The 14,647-nt window shown below is 73.6% G+C and carries 12 protein-coding genes and 1 pseudogene; 9 read left to right on the top strand and 4 right to left on the bottom strand.

The window, feature by feature from the left end:
* Window positions 1-15: 15 nt before the first annotated feature.
* Genes ACZ6JY_RS35875 through ACZ6JY_RS35890 form a run of 4 tightly spaced genes read left to right on the top strand, consistent with a single transcriptional unit; the run spans window position 16 to window position 3,525 of the window.
* Window positions 16-771: an enoyl-CoA hydratase family protein gene (locus tag ACZ6JY_RS35875; protein WP_469202896.1), complete on the top strand. Its 756-nt coding sequence runs from the start codon at window positions 16-18 to the stop codon at window positions 769-771.
* A complete protein-coding gene (locus tag ACZ6JY_RS35880; protein ID WP_469202898.1) occupies window positions 768-1,676 on the top strand; it encodes a CoA transferase subunit A in 909 nt (302 codons plus the stop codon). Before ACZ6JY_RS35875 ends, ACZ6JY_RS35880 begins: the two co-directional genes overlap by 4 nt.
* Complete coding sequence (locus tag ACZ6JY_RS35885; RefSeq protein WP_469202900.1) at window positions 1,673-2,452, top strand: CoA-transferase subunit beta; 780 nt, start codon at window positions 1,673-1,675, stop codon at window positions 2,450-2,452. The genes ACZ6JY_RS35880 and ACZ6JY_RS35885 overlap by 4 nt, the downstream gene beginning before the upstream one ends.
* A 17-nt stretch (window positions 2,453-2,469) precedes the next feature.
* Window positions 2,470-3,525: an NAD(P)H-dependent flavin oxidoreductase gene (locus tag ACZ6JY_RS35890; protein WP_469202945.1), complete on the top strand. Its 1,056-nt coding sequence runs from the start codon at window positions 2,470-2,472 to the stop codon at window positions 3,523-3,525.
* A gap of 351 nt (window positions 3,526-3,876) precedes the next feature.
* Here ACZ6JY_RS35890 and ACZ6JY_RS35895 read toward each other — a convergent pair.
* The 3 genes and pseudogenes from ACZ6JY_RS35895 to ACZ6JY_RS35905 all read right to left on the bottom strand — a co-directional run bounded on the left by ACZ6JY_RS35895 (window position 3,877) and on the right by ACZ6JY_RS35905 (window position 8,465).
* A pseudogene (locus ACZ6JY_RS35895) lies at window positions 3,877-6,525 on the bottom strand (ATP-binding protein).
* Between the two features lie 147 nt (window positions 6,526-6,672).
* A complete protein-coding gene (locus tag ACZ6JY_RS35900) occupies window positions 6,673-7,830 on the bottom strand; it encodes an acetyl-CoA C-acetyltransferase (RefSeq protein ID WP_469202902.1) in 1,158 nt (385 codons plus the stop codon).
* Window positions 7,831-7,877: 47 nt separating this feature from the next.
* Window positions 7,878-8,465 (bottom strand): TetR/AcrR family transcriptional regulator, encoded by a 588-nt coding sequence (locus ACZ6JY_RS35905; protein ID WP_469202904.1) that lies wholly within the window; start codon window positions 8,463-8,465, stop codon window positions 7,878-7,880.
* A gap of 34 nt (window positions 8,466-8,499) precedes the next feature.
* Between ACZ6JY_RS35905 and ACZ6JY_RS35910 the strand changes: the two genes are divergently transcribed.
* Complete coding sequence (locus ACZ6JY_RS35910; RefSeq protein WP_469202906.1) at window positions 8,500-8,628, top strand: hypothetical protein; 129 nt, start codon at window positions 8,500-8,502, stop codon at window positions 8,626-8,628.
* Here ACZ6JY_RS35910 and ACZ6JY_RS35915 read toward each other — a convergent pair.
* Window positions 8,625-9,428, bottom strand: coding sequence for an SDR family oxidoreductase (locus ACZ6JY_RS35915; protein WP_469202908.1), 804 nt, complete (start codon window positions 9,426-9,428; stop codon window positions 8,625-8,627). The genes ACZ6JY_RS35910 and ACZ6JY_RS35915 overlap by 4 nt on opposite strands.
* 151 nt (window positions 9,429-9,579) lie before the next feature.
* Between ACZ6JY_RS35915 and ACZ6JY_RS35920 the strand changes: the two genes are divergently transcribed.
* The 4 genes from ACZ6JY_RS35920 to ACZ6JY_RS35935 all read left to right on the top strand — a co-directional run bounded on the left by ACZ6JY_RS35920 (window position 9,580) and on the right by ACZ6JY_RS35935 (window position 14,530).
* Window positions 9,580-11,058 carry an acyl-CoA dehydrogenase family protein gene (locus ACZ6JY_RS35920; RefSeq protein WP_469202910.1) on the top strand — a complete coding sequence of 493 codons (1,479 nt, stop codon included), beginning with the start codon at window positions 9,580-9,582 and terminating at the stop codon, window positions 11,056-11,058.
* Window positions 11,058-12,044: an acyl-CoA dehydrogenase family protein gene (locus ACZ6JY_RS35925; RefSeq protein ID WP_469202912.1), complete on the top strand. Its 987-nt coding sequence runs from the start codon at window positions 11,058-11,060 to the stop codon at window positions 12,042-12,044. Before ACZ6JY_RS35920 ends, ACZ6JY_RS35925 begins: the two co-directional genes overlap by 1 nt.
* 213 nt (window positions 12,045-12,257) lie before the next feature.
* Window positions 12,258-13,442: an anhydro-N-acetylmuramic acid kinase gene (locus ACZ6JY_RS35930; protein WP_469202914.1), complete on the top strand. Its 1,185-nt coding sequence runs from the start codon at window positions 12,258-12,260 to the stop codon at window positions 13,440-13,442.
* 125 nt (window positions 13,443-13,567) lie between these two features.
* Window positions 13,568-14,530 carry a DUF2510 domain-containing protein gene (locus ACZ6JY_RS35935; protein ID WP_469202916.1) on the top strand — a complete coding sequence of 321 codons (963 nt, stop codon included), beginning with the start codon at window positions 13,568-13,570 and terminating at the stop codon, window positions 14,528-14,530.
* Window positions 14,531-14,647: the final 117 nt, after the last annotated feature.

The following is a 14,647-nucleotide window of genomic DNA, read 5'->3' on the forward strand; positions in this document are numbered from 1 at the left end:
GTAGCGGATCCTCTGATGTCTGTCTCCACCTCCGTCCCCGACGAGGGCGTGGCCGTCGTGACGGTCGACTATCCGCCGGTCAACGCCCTGCCGGTGCGGGGCTGGTATGAGCTGGCCGACGCGGTGCGCACCGCCGGGCTCGACCCCGCCATACGCTGCGTCGTGCTGACCGCCGAGGGGCGGGGGTTCAACGCGGGCGTGGACATCAAGGAGCTGCGGCGCGACAGCGGCCACGGCGCGCTGATCGGCGCCAACCGCGGCTGCTACGCGGCGTTCTCGGCGGTGTACGAATGCGAGGTGCCCGTCGTCGCCGCCGTGCACGGCTTCTGTCTGGGCGGCGGCATAGGCCTCGTGGGCAACGCGGACGCGATCGTGGCGAGCGAGGACGCCACCTTCGGCCTGCCCGAGCTGGACCGGGGAGCGCTCGGCGCGGCCACCCACCTGGCCCGCCTGGTCCCGCAGCACCTGATGCGCGCCCTGTATTACACCGCGCGCACCGCGACCGCCGCCGAGCTGCACGCGCACGGTTCCGTCTGGCGGGTCGTCCGGCGCCCCGTACTGCGCGAGGCCGCGCTCGACCTTGCCCGGGAGATCGCCCGCAAGGACGGCACCCTGCTGCGCTTCGCCAAGGCCGCGATCAACGGCATCGACCCGGTCGACGTGCACCGGAGCTACCGCTTCGAGCAGGGTTTCACCTTCGAGGCGAATCTCAGCGGCCTGGCCGACCGCATCCGCGAGGACTTCGGCACGCGAGGGGAAGGCGGGGCATGAGCGACAGGGCGACGGGAGCGGCCGGGCAGGCCGCACCGATCCGGGCGGACAAGATCATGACACCCGACGGGATCGTGGGGCGCCTGGCGAGCGGGATGACCCTCGGCATCGGCGGCTGGGGCTCGCGCCGCAAGCCGATGGCCCTGGTGCGGGCCCTGCTGCGGTCCGACGTCACGGACCTGACCCTCGTCTCGTACGGCGGGCCGGACGTCGGCCTGCTCGCCGCCGCGGGCCGCGTCCGCAAGCTCGTCACGGCCTTCACCACACTCGACTCGATCCCCCTGGAGCCGCATTTCCGGGCGGCACGCGAGCGTGGCGCCCTCGAACTCGTCGAGCTGGACGAGGCGATGTTCATGCAGGGCCTCACCGCGGGCGCCCAGCGCCTGCCGTTCCTGCCGGTCCGCGCGGGCCTCGGCTCCGACGTCCTCCGCGTCAACCCCGGCCTGCGCACGGTCGCTTCGCCCTACGAGGACGGGGAGGAGCTGGTGGCGGTGCCCGCCCTGCGGATGGACGCGGCCCTGGTGCACATGAACCGCGCCGACCGCTTCGGCAACGGCCAGTATCTCGGCCCCGACCCGTACTTCGACGACCTGTTCTGCGAGGCCGCCGACACCGCGTACGTGTCGTGCGAGCGGATCGTCGGCTCCGCCGAGCTCACCGCGCACGCGGCGCCACAGACGCTGCTGGTCTCCCGGCACTCGGTGACGGGCGTGACCGAGACGCCCAAGGGCGCCCACTTCACGTCCTGCGCGCCCGACTACGCCCGGGACGAGCCCTTCCAGCGGGCCTACGCCACCGCGGCGGCGGAGCCCGCAGCCTGGGCGGCCTTCCGCGACCGCTTCCTCACCGGCACCGAGCGGGACTACCACCTGGCCGTCCAGGCGTGGCACAAGGAGCAGCGATGACGCGCACCGGTCCGACGGACGAGCGGACGGCGACCCGCGCGGAGTACTGCGTGATCGCCTGCGCCGAGGCCTGGCGGGGCGACGGCGAGATCCTCGCCTCCCCCATGGGCACGGTTCCCTCCGTCGCCGCCCGCCTCGCCAGGCTGACCTTCTCCCCCGAGCTGCTGCTCACGGACGGCGAGGCCCTGCTCATCGGCGACGTGCCCGCCGTCGGCGCCGCGTCGGGTGTGACGGAGGGCTGGCTTCCGTATCGCAGGCATCTGACGATGGTGATGGGCGGCCGGCGGCACGTGATGATGGGGGCGAGCCAGATCGACCGCTTCGGCAACCAGAACATCTCGTGCATCGGCGACTGGGAGCGGCCCGCGCGGCAGTTGCTCGGGGTGCGCGGGGCCCCGGCCAACACGATCAACAACCCGGTGAGCTACTGGATACCGAAGCACTCGCCCCGGGTCTTCGTGGCGAAGGTCGACATGATCAGCGGCGTCGGGTACGACAGTGCCGCCGCCGCGGGGCCCGCCGCCTCCCGCTTCCACGAGCTGCGCCGCGTCGTCTCCGACCTCGGTGTCTTCGACTTCGCCACGCCCGATCACTCGATGCGGCTCGTGTCCCTGCATCCGGGGGTGACGCTCGACCGGGTGCGCGAGGCCACCGGGTTCGCACTGGCCGTGCCCGACGACGTCCCGTACACCCGCGAGCCGACCGCCGACGAACTGCGGCTGATACGCGACGTGGTGGACCCGCGGGGGCTGCGCGAGCGCGAGGTGCGGGCGTGACGGCGGGCCCGCCGGTCATCGAGACGCCGCTGACCAGGCTCGTCGGGGTGCGCCACCCCGTCGTGCAGACCGGCATGGGCTGGGTGGCGGGGCCGCGCCTGGTCTCGGCCGCGGCCAACGCAGGGGCGCTCGGCATCCTGGCCTCCGCGACCATGTCGGTCGAGCGGTTGCGCGAGGCGGTGCGGGAGGTCAAGTCCCGTACGGAGGCGCCCTTCGGGGTCAATCTGCGGGCCGACGCGGGTGACGCGCGGGACCGGGTCCGGGTGATCGTCGACGAGGGGGTGCGGGTCGCGTCCTTCGCGCTCGCGCCGTCCAGGGAGCTCATCGCCGAGCTGACGGACGCGGGGGTGGTGGTCATTCCCTCGGTCGGCGCGCGACGCCATGCCGAGAAGGTCGCGGCGTGGGGCGCGGACGCGGTGATCGTGCAGGGCGGCGAGGGCGGCGGCCACACCGGTGACGTCGCCACGACGGTGCTGCTGCCGCAGGTGGTCGACGCGGTGGACATACCGGTGGTCGCGGCCGGCGGGTTCCGCGACGGCCGCGGCCTGGTCGCCGCGCTCGCCTTCGGGGCGGCGGGGGTGGCCATGGGCACGCGCTTCCTGCTCACGTCGGACTCGACGGTGCCGGACGCCGTCAAGGCCCGCTATCTGGCGGCCTCCGTCAAGGACGTCACGGTCACCACCCGCGTGGACGGCCTCCCGCACCGCATGCTGCGGACGGAGCTGGTGGCGGCCCTGGAGAAGTCGGGCCGGGCGGCGTCCCTGGCTCGCGCGGTGCGCCACGCGGCGGCGTTCCGCAGGATCTCGGGCCTGAGCTGGTCCCGGATGGCCCGCGACGGCCTGGCGATGCGACACGGCAGGGAACTGACGTGGAGCCAGGTGCTCCTTGCGGCCAACACCCCGATGATGCTCAAGTCCGCGATGGTGGACGGCCGCCCCGACCTGGGGGTCATGGCCTCGGGCCAGGTGGCGGGAACGATAGACGACGTCCCGTCGTGTGCGGAGCTGCTGGAGGGACTGATACGAGAGGCGAGCGAGGTGCTGGGGCAGTTGGGCAGTGCCCCGGGGCGCTGACGTGCCCCCGGACCGAACCGCGCGGGCCGGCGTGCCCTTGGCCGGGGCTCTGTCTCGGGGCCCGCGGGGCCCGTTCCGGGACCCGGCCAGGAAGCGCGGGGCTCGGCTGTGAAGCGGCGCGGCCCGGGGGAACGGCAGGGACCTTGGCTGGAGCCTGCCGGGGCCTTGACTCCGGGCCTGGCCGAGGGGCGTGGTCCGGATTTGGGACGCCCGCGCCCCAGCCGGGGCCTTGGTTCCGGCGGCCGGCCGAGGAGCGTGGCCCGGTCGAGGCGCCCGCGCCCCAGCCGGGGCCTTGGCTCGGGCCTGGCCGAGGGGCGCGGCCTGGGTTTGGGGCGTCCGCGCCAGAGGGCGTTACTGGCGTACCAGTGCCAAGTGGTCCAGCGCTCGGTCCACCAGGCCGTCCGCGCCGCAGGTGCGGGCGAGCGTCAGGCCTCGTTCCAGTTCGGGGGCCGACTCCGCCGCGATGCCGTACTCCACGCGGGCCACCGCGTGTTCGTACGCGCAGGGTGAGGCCTCCAGGTAGGTGGCCGCCTTGCGGTACAGCGCCACCGATCGCGGGCCGCTCTCCAGGGCCGCCGCGCACCGCAGGGCCTCGCCGATCGCGGTGTCCGTGCCGAACCGCTCGGCCTGCATGCGCGCGTCGGAGACGAGGTGCGCCGCCCGCTTGGGGTCTGCGTGCGCCAGGGCCCGGGCGAGGTCGTGCGCCCACGGCGCGAGCACGGTGTTGTACTGGCCGCGCGCGGTCAACGCCTTGGCCGTGGCCTCCAGTTCGTTGAGCCCCTCGTCCGTGCGGCCGAGGGCGAGCAGCAGCCTGCCGCGCACCGACATGGCGTCGGGCACCTAGATCGTGGAGGCGGAGGGCGGCGCGAAGCCGTACCGGTCGGCGATCGCGCCGGCCTCCTCGACGTGCCCGCGCGCGAGGAGCGTGTCGATGAGCATGCTGGCCGCCTCCCAGTGCATGGGAAGGCCCTCCCCGACACGGTCGGCGAGGCGCAGACTCTCGCGCAGCGAACGCTCGGCGTCGGTGAGCCGTCCGCGCCTGCGGTACACATAGCCGAGGAAGGCGTGCGAGAGCGCGAGGTGACCGCCGCTCCAGCCGGCGCCCTCGTAGGCACGCACGGCTTCGGTGAACAGGCTTTCCGCCCGGTCGAGCCGGTCGCAGAAGGCGTAGGACCCGGCGAGCATCAGGCGGAGCTCGAAGGTCCACTCGGTGTCGGTCCAGCCGAGCCCCGGCGCGAGGCGGCCGTTGACGAGGGCGCGGTCGCAGAGCTCGACGACCATCTCCGCGTTCTCCCCGCGGGTCATCGCGTCGAAGGCGCGCAGGATCAGCAGGGCACGCTCGGAGTTGTCCCGGCCCGAGAGCGGCCCCGCCAGTGCGGCGAGCCGCCGGGAACGCCCCGGCGAGTCCTCCTCGCCCGCGTGGATGCCCTCCCACATGTAGTGCACGGCTTGCAGGCGCAGCCGCGCGGGCCCCGGTTCGAGCCGGCTCGCCTCGTCGGCGATGGCCCGCAGGCCCTCTTCGAGCTGGTCGTTGTGGACCAGTGCCTGGGAGAGGCGGCAGACCGCGTCGACGCGCAGCTCCTGGTCGAGGCCGCGCATGGAGAGCGCCTCGCGCAGATGGGCGATGGTGGTGGAGGGCGAGGTCAGCAGGGTGGCGCACCCCAGTTCGTACAGCACGCGCGCGTGGATCTCGGGCAGCGGTGGTTCCCGCAGGGCCCGCTCGAGGCAGCGCCGGGCCGCGTCGGGCGCGCCCACCGCGAGGTGTTCGGCGGCGGCCTGGCGCATCTGCTCGACCAGTTCGGGGTCGTCGTCCGGGTGGACTTCGAGCAGGTGTCGGGAGGCCGCGGCGGCGCCGAGCCCGGACTGCGTGACGACGGAGGCGGCCCGGCCGTGCATGGCGGTGCGGATGCCGCCGGAGATCGAGCGGTAGATCGTGCTCGCGAGCTGCGGGTGGACGAACTCCAGGACTTCACCCTCGCGGAGCAGGATGCGCGCGGCGCAGAGCCGGTCCGCGCACTCCTCGGCCTTGTCGCGGGGCATCCCGGCGAGCCGGGCGGCCAGGTCAAGGGAGATGGAGGTGCCGAGGATGGCGGCCGCCCACGCGAAGCGGGTGACGTCGGTGCCGAGGCTCTCCAGGCGGGCGACCAGGCCGTTGCCCTTGGCGGTGCGGTTGAGGGCGCGCAGGCCGTCCGCGGAGCTCTCGACCGGTTCGAGCTCGCTGTCCTGCACCTTGGCGAGGAGCTCCACCGATTCGTACGGATTGCCGCCGGTGACCGCCCAGACCTCGCGGCAGAACGGGGCATCGGCGTGCTCGCCGAGGGTGGCGCGGGTGAGGCCCGCGGCGGCGGCCGGCGTGAGCGCGCGCAGGGTGGTGAAGGTGCGGGCCGCCGCATCGACGGAGGCGATGTGGCGGGCGCTCACGCCCTCGGCGTCGCCGGGCCGGTGGGCGACCACGACGAGCACGGGCAGTTCGTCGAGGCGACGGGCGAACGCGGCGAGCCACTGGAGCGTCTCCTGGTCGGCCCAGTGAGCGTCGTCGATGATGAGGACGAGCGGCCACTTCAGCTGGGCGAACCGCGAGACCGCCTCCACGAGGCCGTCACAGACGGCCTTCGGGTCGGCCTGGCCCACGCCGGGTTCGGTTATGCCGAGGGCGGGGCCCGCGATCTCGTACCAGTCGCCGAGGTATTCGCGGCCCTCCTCGTTCGAGAGGGCGACGAGTGCGGGCTGCAGGAGCTGGCGCACGACGTTGAAGGGGACGGAGGTCACCGTCTCGCCGCCGCGCGCCGTCCAGACGGTGGCGCGGCCCTCCGCCATGCGGCGCACCGCGGCGAGGAGCGCCGTCTTGCCGATGCCGGCCTCGCCGCTGAAGGCCAGGAGCCCGCCCGTGCTCGTGGAGTCCATGCAGAGCTCGTCGAGGGCACGGGACGCGGCGGCGAGTTCGTCCTCGCGCTCCCACAGCGGGGCCCAGGCGGCTCCTCCGGGCCGTCCCTGCGTCATCGCTTCCTCCCGGGATCACTCAATCGACGTACTGAGTCGAGACTAGCCGGGTCGGGGCCGTCGTGGAGCGCCGTCCGGGCAGGTACTCCCACAGGGTGAGACGAGGTGCCGGGCGCGAGCGGCGCGGGGCGTCCGCGGCAGCGGCCCTCAGAGGCGTTCGATGATCGTCACGTTGGCCTGGCCGCCGCCCTCGCACATCGTCTGGAGGCCGAACCGGCCGCCGGTGCGCTCCAGTTCGTGCAGGAGGGTCGTCATCAGTCTGGCCCCGGTCGCGCCGAGGGGGTGGCCAAGCGCGATCGCACCGCCGTTGACGTTGACCTTCTCGGGGTCGGCGCCGGTCTCCCTCAGCCAGGCGAGGACGACCGGCGCGAACGCCTCGTTGATCTCCACCAGGTCGATGTCGCCGATGCTCATGCCGGTCCTCTTCAGGGCGTACGCGGTGGCGGGGATCGGCGCGGAGAGCATCCGGATGGGGTCCTCGCCGCGCACGGAGAGGTGGTGCACGCGGGCTCGCGGCGTCAACTTGTGCGCGCGCACGGCCTTTTCACTCGCGAGCAGCATCGCCGCGGCGCCGTCGGAGACCTGTGAGGAGCAGGCGGCGGTGATCGTGCCGTCGGCCAGGACGGGCGCGAGGCCCGCCATCTTCTCCAGGGTGGTGTCCCGGCGCGGGCCCTCGTCGGTGGTGACGTCGCCGTACGCGACGAGTTCGCGTGCGAAGCGGCCCTCGTCGATGGCGCGGATCGCCCGCTGGTGGGAGCGGAGCGCGAACTCCTCCATGTCACGGCGGGAGATGTCCCACTTGGCGGCGATGAGCTGGGCGCCGTGGAACTGGTCGACGGGCCGGTCGCCGTAGCGTGCCCGCCAGCCCTCGCTGCCCGCGTAGGGGCCCTCGGTGAGGCCGAGGGGTTCGGCGGCCCGGCGGGAGGCGAAGGCTATGGGGATCATCGACATGTTCTGTGTGCCGCCGGCCACGACGAGATCCTGGGTGCCGGACAGGACGCCCTGCGCGGCGAAGTGCACGGCCTGCTGGGACGAACCGCACTGCCGGTCGATCGTCACGCCGGGCACCTCATCGGGGAGCCCGGCGGCCAGCCAGCTCGTACGGGCGATGTCACCGGCCTGCGGCCCGACGGTGTCCAGACAGCCGAAGACGACGTCCTCCACGGCGGCGGGATCGACGCCGGAACGCTCGACGAGCGCCTTGAGGACATGGGCGCCCAGGTCGGCGGGGTGGACCCCGGAGAGCCCCTTCCCGCGCCTGCCGACGGGGGTACGGACCGCTTCGACGATGTAGGCCTCGGCCATGGCGTGCTCTCCTCGGTCGTGGAACGCGCCGCCCTTCGGCGCACTGTTTACGTACGTACGGAGATGCCGTCCAGGACCATCGACAGGTACTGGCGGGCGATCTCCTCGGGGCTGTGGCCTCCGCCGGGGCGGTACCAGGACGCGGCGACCCAGACGGTGTCGCGCACGAAGCGGTAGGCGAGCCGGATGTCCAGGTCGTCGCGGAAGGCACCTTCGGCGACGCCGCGCTCCAGCGTGGTCAGCCACGCCTTCTCAAAGCGCTGCTGGGAGTCGGACAGGTACTGGAAGCGCTCCTGCGCGACCAGCTGCTTGGCCTCCTTCTGGTAGATCGCGACGGCGGCGCGGTGCCGGTCGATCTCCCGGAAGGACTCGGTGACCAGGGCCTCCAGCGTCGCCCTGGGGTCCAGCTGGGCCTGGAGCACGGTGTCGTACCCGTCCCAGAGCTCGGCGAGGAAGGTGCGCAGGATCTCTTCGAGCATCGACTCCTTGGAGTCGAAGTGGTAGTAGAGGCTGCCGGCGAGCATGCCCGCGGCGTCGGCGATCTTGCGGACCGTGGTGGCGTTGTACCCCTGCTCGGCGAAGACGTCGGCGGCGATGCCGAGCAGTTCGTGACGCCGCTCGGGCGAGGGGCTCACCGCGGCCTTCTTCTTGCGGGCGCCCGGCCGCGGTGTGCTGGTGCTCGGCTCTGGCGTGCTGGTGCTGGTGCTCGGCTCTGGCGTGCTGGTGCTGGTGCTCGGCTTTGGTGTGCTGGTGCTGGTGCTGGTCTTCGGTTTCGACACACGGTCATTCTCCGCCTAGGCGCGCTGGCTGCTGACCGAGACCGTCTCGCCCGTCATGTACGAGGAGTAGCCGCTGGCCAGGAAGACTATGACGTTGGCCATCTCCCACGGCTCCGCGTACCGCCCGAACGCCTCGCGGGCCGTGAGCTCTTCGAGGAGCTCGGGCGAGGTGACCTTCGCGAGATGGGGGTGCATGGCGAGGCTGGGCGCGACCGCGTTGACGCGGATGCCGTGCGGGGCCGCCTCGACCGCGGCGCAGCGGGTGAGGGCCATGACGCCCGCCTTGGCCGCGGCATAGTGCGCCTGGCCGGCCTGGGCGCGCCAGCCGAGCACCGAGGCGTTGTTCACTATGACGCCGCCGCGCGTGGTGGTCCGCAGGCGGCGCAGGGCGGCGCGGATGCACCGGAACGTGCCGTTCAACGTCACGTCGATGACCTTGTCCCACTGCTCGTCGGTCATCTCCGTCAGCTCCGCGGTGCCGCCGAGGCCCGCGTTGTTCACCACGATGTCCAAGCGGTCATGGCGGGCCTCCGCCAGCTCGAACAGGCTCTGCACCTGCGCCTCTTCGGTGACGTCGCACGGGATGCCGTCGACGCGGTCCGCGCCGAACTCCTCGGCGAGCGCCGCCACGGACTCCTTGGTGCGGCGCGGGTGGGCGTCGCCGATGACTATGCGGGCACCCTCCTCGAGGAAGCGGCGGGCGGTGGCGCCGCCGATACCGGCCCCCGCAGCGGCCGTGATCACGGCGGTGCGGCCCGCGAGCAGGTCATGGCCGGGCGGACAGACGGGCGCGTCCGGCGGACGAGCGGATGCATCCATGGGCGGCCGGCCCTCCCATCCTCTTGACCGCGGCGGTGCCGACCGATCTCGGCTCTCCGCGGCTCTCGACTCTTCGACACCACACAGAGTAATCTACCAAACACTTGTTAGGGAAGAGGGAAGCGACGAGAAACGAGGGGGCGGTCCTGCGATGGACCTCGACTTCACCGCGGAGGAGCACGAGTTCAGGCGGCGGGCGCGCGAGTGGCTGGCCGCGCACGTGCCGGTCGCGCCGCTGCCGTCCCTGGAGACCGAGGCGGGTTTCGCCGCCCACCGGGAGTGGGAGCGTGAGCTCGCGGCGGACCGCTGGTCGGTGGTCTCCTGGCCCGAGGAGTACGGCGGACAGGGCGTCGGCCTCGTCCCATGGCTGCTGTTCGAGGAGGAGTACCACGCGGCGGAAGCGCCGGGCCGGGTCTCGCAGAACGGCATCAGCCTGCTGGCGCCGACCCTCTTCGACCACGGCACCGCCGAGCAGCGCGCCCGGGTGCTGCCCGCCATGGCGACCGGCGAGGTGATCTGGGCCCAGGCCTGGTCGGAGCCCGAGGCGGGGTCGGACCTTGCGTCGCTGCGGTCCACCGCGCGGCGGACCGAGGGCGGCTGGCTGATCGGCGGCCAGAAGACGTGGTCGTCACGGGCCGCCTTCGCCGACCGCGCGTTCGGGCTGTTCCGCTGCGAGCCGTACGGGGCGGGGGGCGTGCCGCCCAAGCCGCACCAGGGGCTGGTGTACCTGATGTTCCCCCTCGACGCGGCCGGGGTGACGGTCCGTCCCGTCGGGCGTCTGGACGGCAAGCCCGCCTTCGCCGAACTCTTCCTCGACGACGTCTTCGTGCCCGACGGGGACGTCATCGGCGAGCCCGGCCAGGGCTGGCGCATCGCCATGTCGACCACGGGCAACGAACGCGGTCTGACCCTGCGCTCCCCCGGCCGCTTCCTCGCCACGGCCGACCGCCTCGCGCGGCGCTGGCGGGCCCAGGGCGACCCGACGGACACGGCACTGCGCGACCGGGTCGCCGACGCGGTCATCGGGGCACGCGCGTACGAACTGTTCACCTGGGCGAGCGCCTCGCGCTTCGCGGCCGGGGAGACGATCGGCGCAGAGTCCAGCCTGAACAAGGTCTTCTGGTCGGAACACGACATCGCCACTCATGAGACGGCGCTCGACCTGCTGGGGCCGGAGGGCGAACTGACCGCCGAGGTCGAGGACGCGGCCTGCGGTGACGGGACCGACGGCGACGGCCACGGGCACGGGCACGGCGGTGACGGCCACGGGCACCGCCGTGACGCGGCCCGCGGCAGCGGGGCCGGCCGGGAGACGGCCGGAGAGCAGAGGCCCGACGGAGACACCGCTGAGGGAGACACCGCTGACGGTCACAGAGCCGACGGCGGCAAGCCCGGCGGCCACGGATTCACCGGCGACGGACCCCGCGGCCACAAACGCACCGGCGACGCACCCGGCAGCCACCGGCCCGGCGACAGCGAGCCGGGGGATTTGGGTTCAGGCGGGGGCGCGTACGACTGGGTTGAGGGGTACGTCTTTTCGTTGGCCGGGACCATCTATGCCGGGACCAATGAGATCCAGCGCGACATCATCGCCGAGCGGCTGCTCGGGCTGCCGAAGGGGCGTCGCTGATGAGGTTTCTTCTCGATGCCGAGCAGCGGGAGTTCGCGCGTTCGCTGGACGCGATGCTGACGGCGGCCGGCACGGTGGCCGCCACGCGCGCGTGGGGCGCGGGTGACCACGCCCCGGGGCAAGCCGTGTGGTCACGGCTCGCGGACGCGGGAGTGTTCGCGTTGGCGGTCCCGCAGGAGTACGAAGGGGTCGGCCCGCTGCCCGCCGAGACGGCCGTCGCCTTCGTGGAGCTGGGCAGGCACGCCGTGCCGGGCCCGGCCGTCGAGACGGTGGCCGCCGCGGCGCTGCTCTCCCGCCTGGCCGCGCTGGGCGAGCCGGAACCGGCCAAGCGGTTCCTGCCCGCGCTCGCCACGGGCAGGGCGAGCGCGACGCTGACGCTCCCGGACGGCGGGCCGTACGCCGTGGACCCGCAGGTCGCGGACCTCATCCTGACGGTGGCCGAGGACGAGCTGCGGCTCGCGCCCGGTCACGCGCGCGTGCGCCGCTCCCTCGACCGCGCGCGGTACCTGGCCGCTCCCCTGCCCGGCGGCGAACTGCTCGCCGCCGGCCCTGCGGTGGCCGACGCCACCCGGCACGCGACGCGGTGGGCGGCGCTCGCCACGGCCGCGCAGAGCCTCGGCGTCGGGCTCACGCTGCTCGACCGAACGGTGGCGTACGTGAAGCAGCGCACCCAGTTCGGCGCGCCGATCGGGACGTTCCAGGCGGTCAAGCACCGCCTGGCGGATGTCCTGGTGGCCCTGGAGTTCGCCCGGCCGCTGGTGTTCGGCGCCGCGCTGACCATGGCGCAGGGAGATGTCGCCGCCGCCAAGGTGACGGCGGCCGAAGCGGCGTACGGAGCGGCTCGCGCGGCGCTCCAGCTCCACGGGGCGATCGGGTACACCGCCGAGTTCGACCTCTCCCTGTGGCTGACCAAGGCGCGGGTGCTGCGGAGCGCCTTCGGGGACCCGGGGGTGTGGCGCGGGCGGGTCCTCGCCGCGCGGGAGTGAGCCTGCCGTACCGCCGTCCCGCGCCCCCAGTGACTCAGCGCGCGGGGTGGCGGTGCAGGGCCCCGGAGTTGAGGGAAAGCCGCACGTCCGGCGGGCGGGCCGGCGTGGCGGACGGCCGCGTCCGATGACATGTTCGAGTAAGGGGTGTCACCCGCGGTCCTCGGGATGCGATGATCAAACGCATTGGCGAGCCGACCGAGAAGGAGGCCCCACGTGCGCGTGATCGGGCTCATGTCAGGGACCTCGTACGACGCGATCGACGCGGGAGCCGCCGATCTGATCCTGGACGGCGACCGTCTGACGCTCACTCCGCTCGGGTTGATCAGCCGGGGCTACGACGAGGGACTGCGTTCCCGGCTCGCCGCCGCGCTGCCTCCCGCGGCCACCACGCTCGCCGACGTCTGCCGGCTCGACACGGAGATCGGCCGCGCCTTCGCCGCCGCCGCGGTCGAGGCGGACCGCGAGCTGTGCGACGGGCAGGCCGGGCTGGTCGCCTCGCACGGCCAGACCGTCTACCACTGGGTGGCGGACGGTCAGGTGCACGGCACCCTGCAGATCGGGCAGCCCGCGTGGATCGCCGAGGCGACGGGGCTGCCGGTGGTCGCCGACTTCCGCCCCCGGGACATCGCGGCGGGCGGCCAGGGCGCGCCCCTGGTCAGCCTCGTGGACCGGATGTGGCTGCGCGGCAGGCCCGGCGCCCCCGCCGCGCTGAACCTGGGCGGCATCGCCAACATCACCGCCCCCGACGGCACGGCCTTCGACACGGGCCCCGCCAACGCCCTGATCGACGCGGCGGTGAGCGAGGCCACGGGTGGCCGCCTCGCCTACGACCTGGACGGTGGCCTCGCCGCCCGCGGCACCGTCGACGAGGCGCTGCTCGCCCGGCTCCTCGCCGAGCCGTACTACGCGCTCCCCGCGCCGAAGACGACCGGCAAGGAGCTCTTCCATCTGCCCTATCTCCGTACGGCGTTGCGCGGGTACGAGACGCTGGCCCCCGAGGACGTCGTCGCCACGCTGACCCGGCTCACCGCCCGCACGGTCGCCGACGCGGTCCGCTCGGTGCGGGCCACGGAGGTCATCGTCTCCGGCGGCGGCACGCGCAACCCCGCGCTGATGGCCGCGCTGCGCACGGAGTTGGGCACCGCCGTAGCGCTGCGCACGTCCGACGAGCTGGGCATGCCGGCCGCGGCGAAGGAGGCGTACGCCTTCGCCGTCCTTGGCTTCCTGACCCTGCACGGCCTGCCGGGCACCGACCCGGCGAGCACGGGGGCCCGGCACGCGAGCGTCCTGGGCTCGATCACCCCGGGCCGCCACGGGACGGCGTGGCCGGAGCCGGTCCGGGAGAAGACGGGACCGATGCGCCTCATCGTCAACGGACACGGGAGCGGGGGCCGGTAGGGCGGACGCTCGCCCGGGAGAAACCAACGAGGCCCCGCGGGCCCGCGTGTCCCGCGTGTCCCGCGAGGTCATTGAGGGCCGCCCCTCTCATCCCGCTTTCACGGTGTGCTCATACTCTGGCGCCCATGACGCAGATGACTCCCCCCGGCTGGTACCCCGATCCCGGCCAGGCCGCCGGCGCCTCTCCCACCGAGCGCTGGTGGGACGGGAACGCATGGACGGATCAGGTGCGCGCCGCCGGTGGCGCGTACGCGCAGCCGACCCAGCCCGCCCAGTCGGCCCAGCCGACCCAGCCGGCCTTTCCGGCGTATCCGGCTCAGCCCCCGGCGCAGCAGCGGCGCGGCCTGCGCGTCGCGATAGCCGCGGGTGCGGTGCTCGTCGTACTCGCCGGGATCGGCGGGGGCGTGTACGCCCTCACCTCCGACGATGACGGCGGCGGCGGCTCGGCGGCCGATGAGCCGTCGTCCGGGGCCCCGCGGGTGCCGCGGGACTCGGAGGCGCCCGACGCGCCCCGGTCGCCCGAGTCCGGCGGCCCGCGGGCCCCGCAGGAGTCCGGCTTCGCGAGCGACCCGGTCAACGGCATCAAGATCCCGATACCCGACGGCTGGAAGGGCGGCACCACCCAGGCGGGCGCCGGGGTGCAGACGGACCCCATCCCGTGCCCGGGCAACACCGGCGAGCAGTGCACCCGCGCCAGCGCGTTCTCCCAGTCCGCCGAGGAGCTGAAGCTCGACGCGAAGACGCCAGAGGAGGCCGCGAAGGAGGACATCAAGCAGAACGCGAAGGAGGGGTACGGCGGCAAGACCTACGGCCGGATCACCTCGCACAAGGTGCTGGCCTCCGAGGCGATCACGGTCGCGGGCCAGAAGGGCTACCACGTCCGCTGGAAGGCCGTCACGGAGAAGAGCGACGACGGGTACGTCGAGTCGCTCGCCTTCCCGTCCCCCGCCGACAAGGACAAGCTCGTCATCGTCCGCATGGGCATCGACGTGAACGACAAGGCTCCCTCGCAGTCCGCCATGGACACGATCGCCAAGGGCATCAAGGCCGGCCCCATCGGCGGCGGAGGCACGGGGCAGGACGTCTGACCGGCAGCCGTGGGGGGGGGGCCCAAACACCCCCCCCCCACCCCCCCCCCCCCCCAGCCTACTAAGGCCTCCTCGCCCCCCCGCGGAGAAACACCCCCCCCGAAGAGGGGAGGCAGT

The organism is Streptomyces sp. NPDC046335, assembly GCF_055587985.1.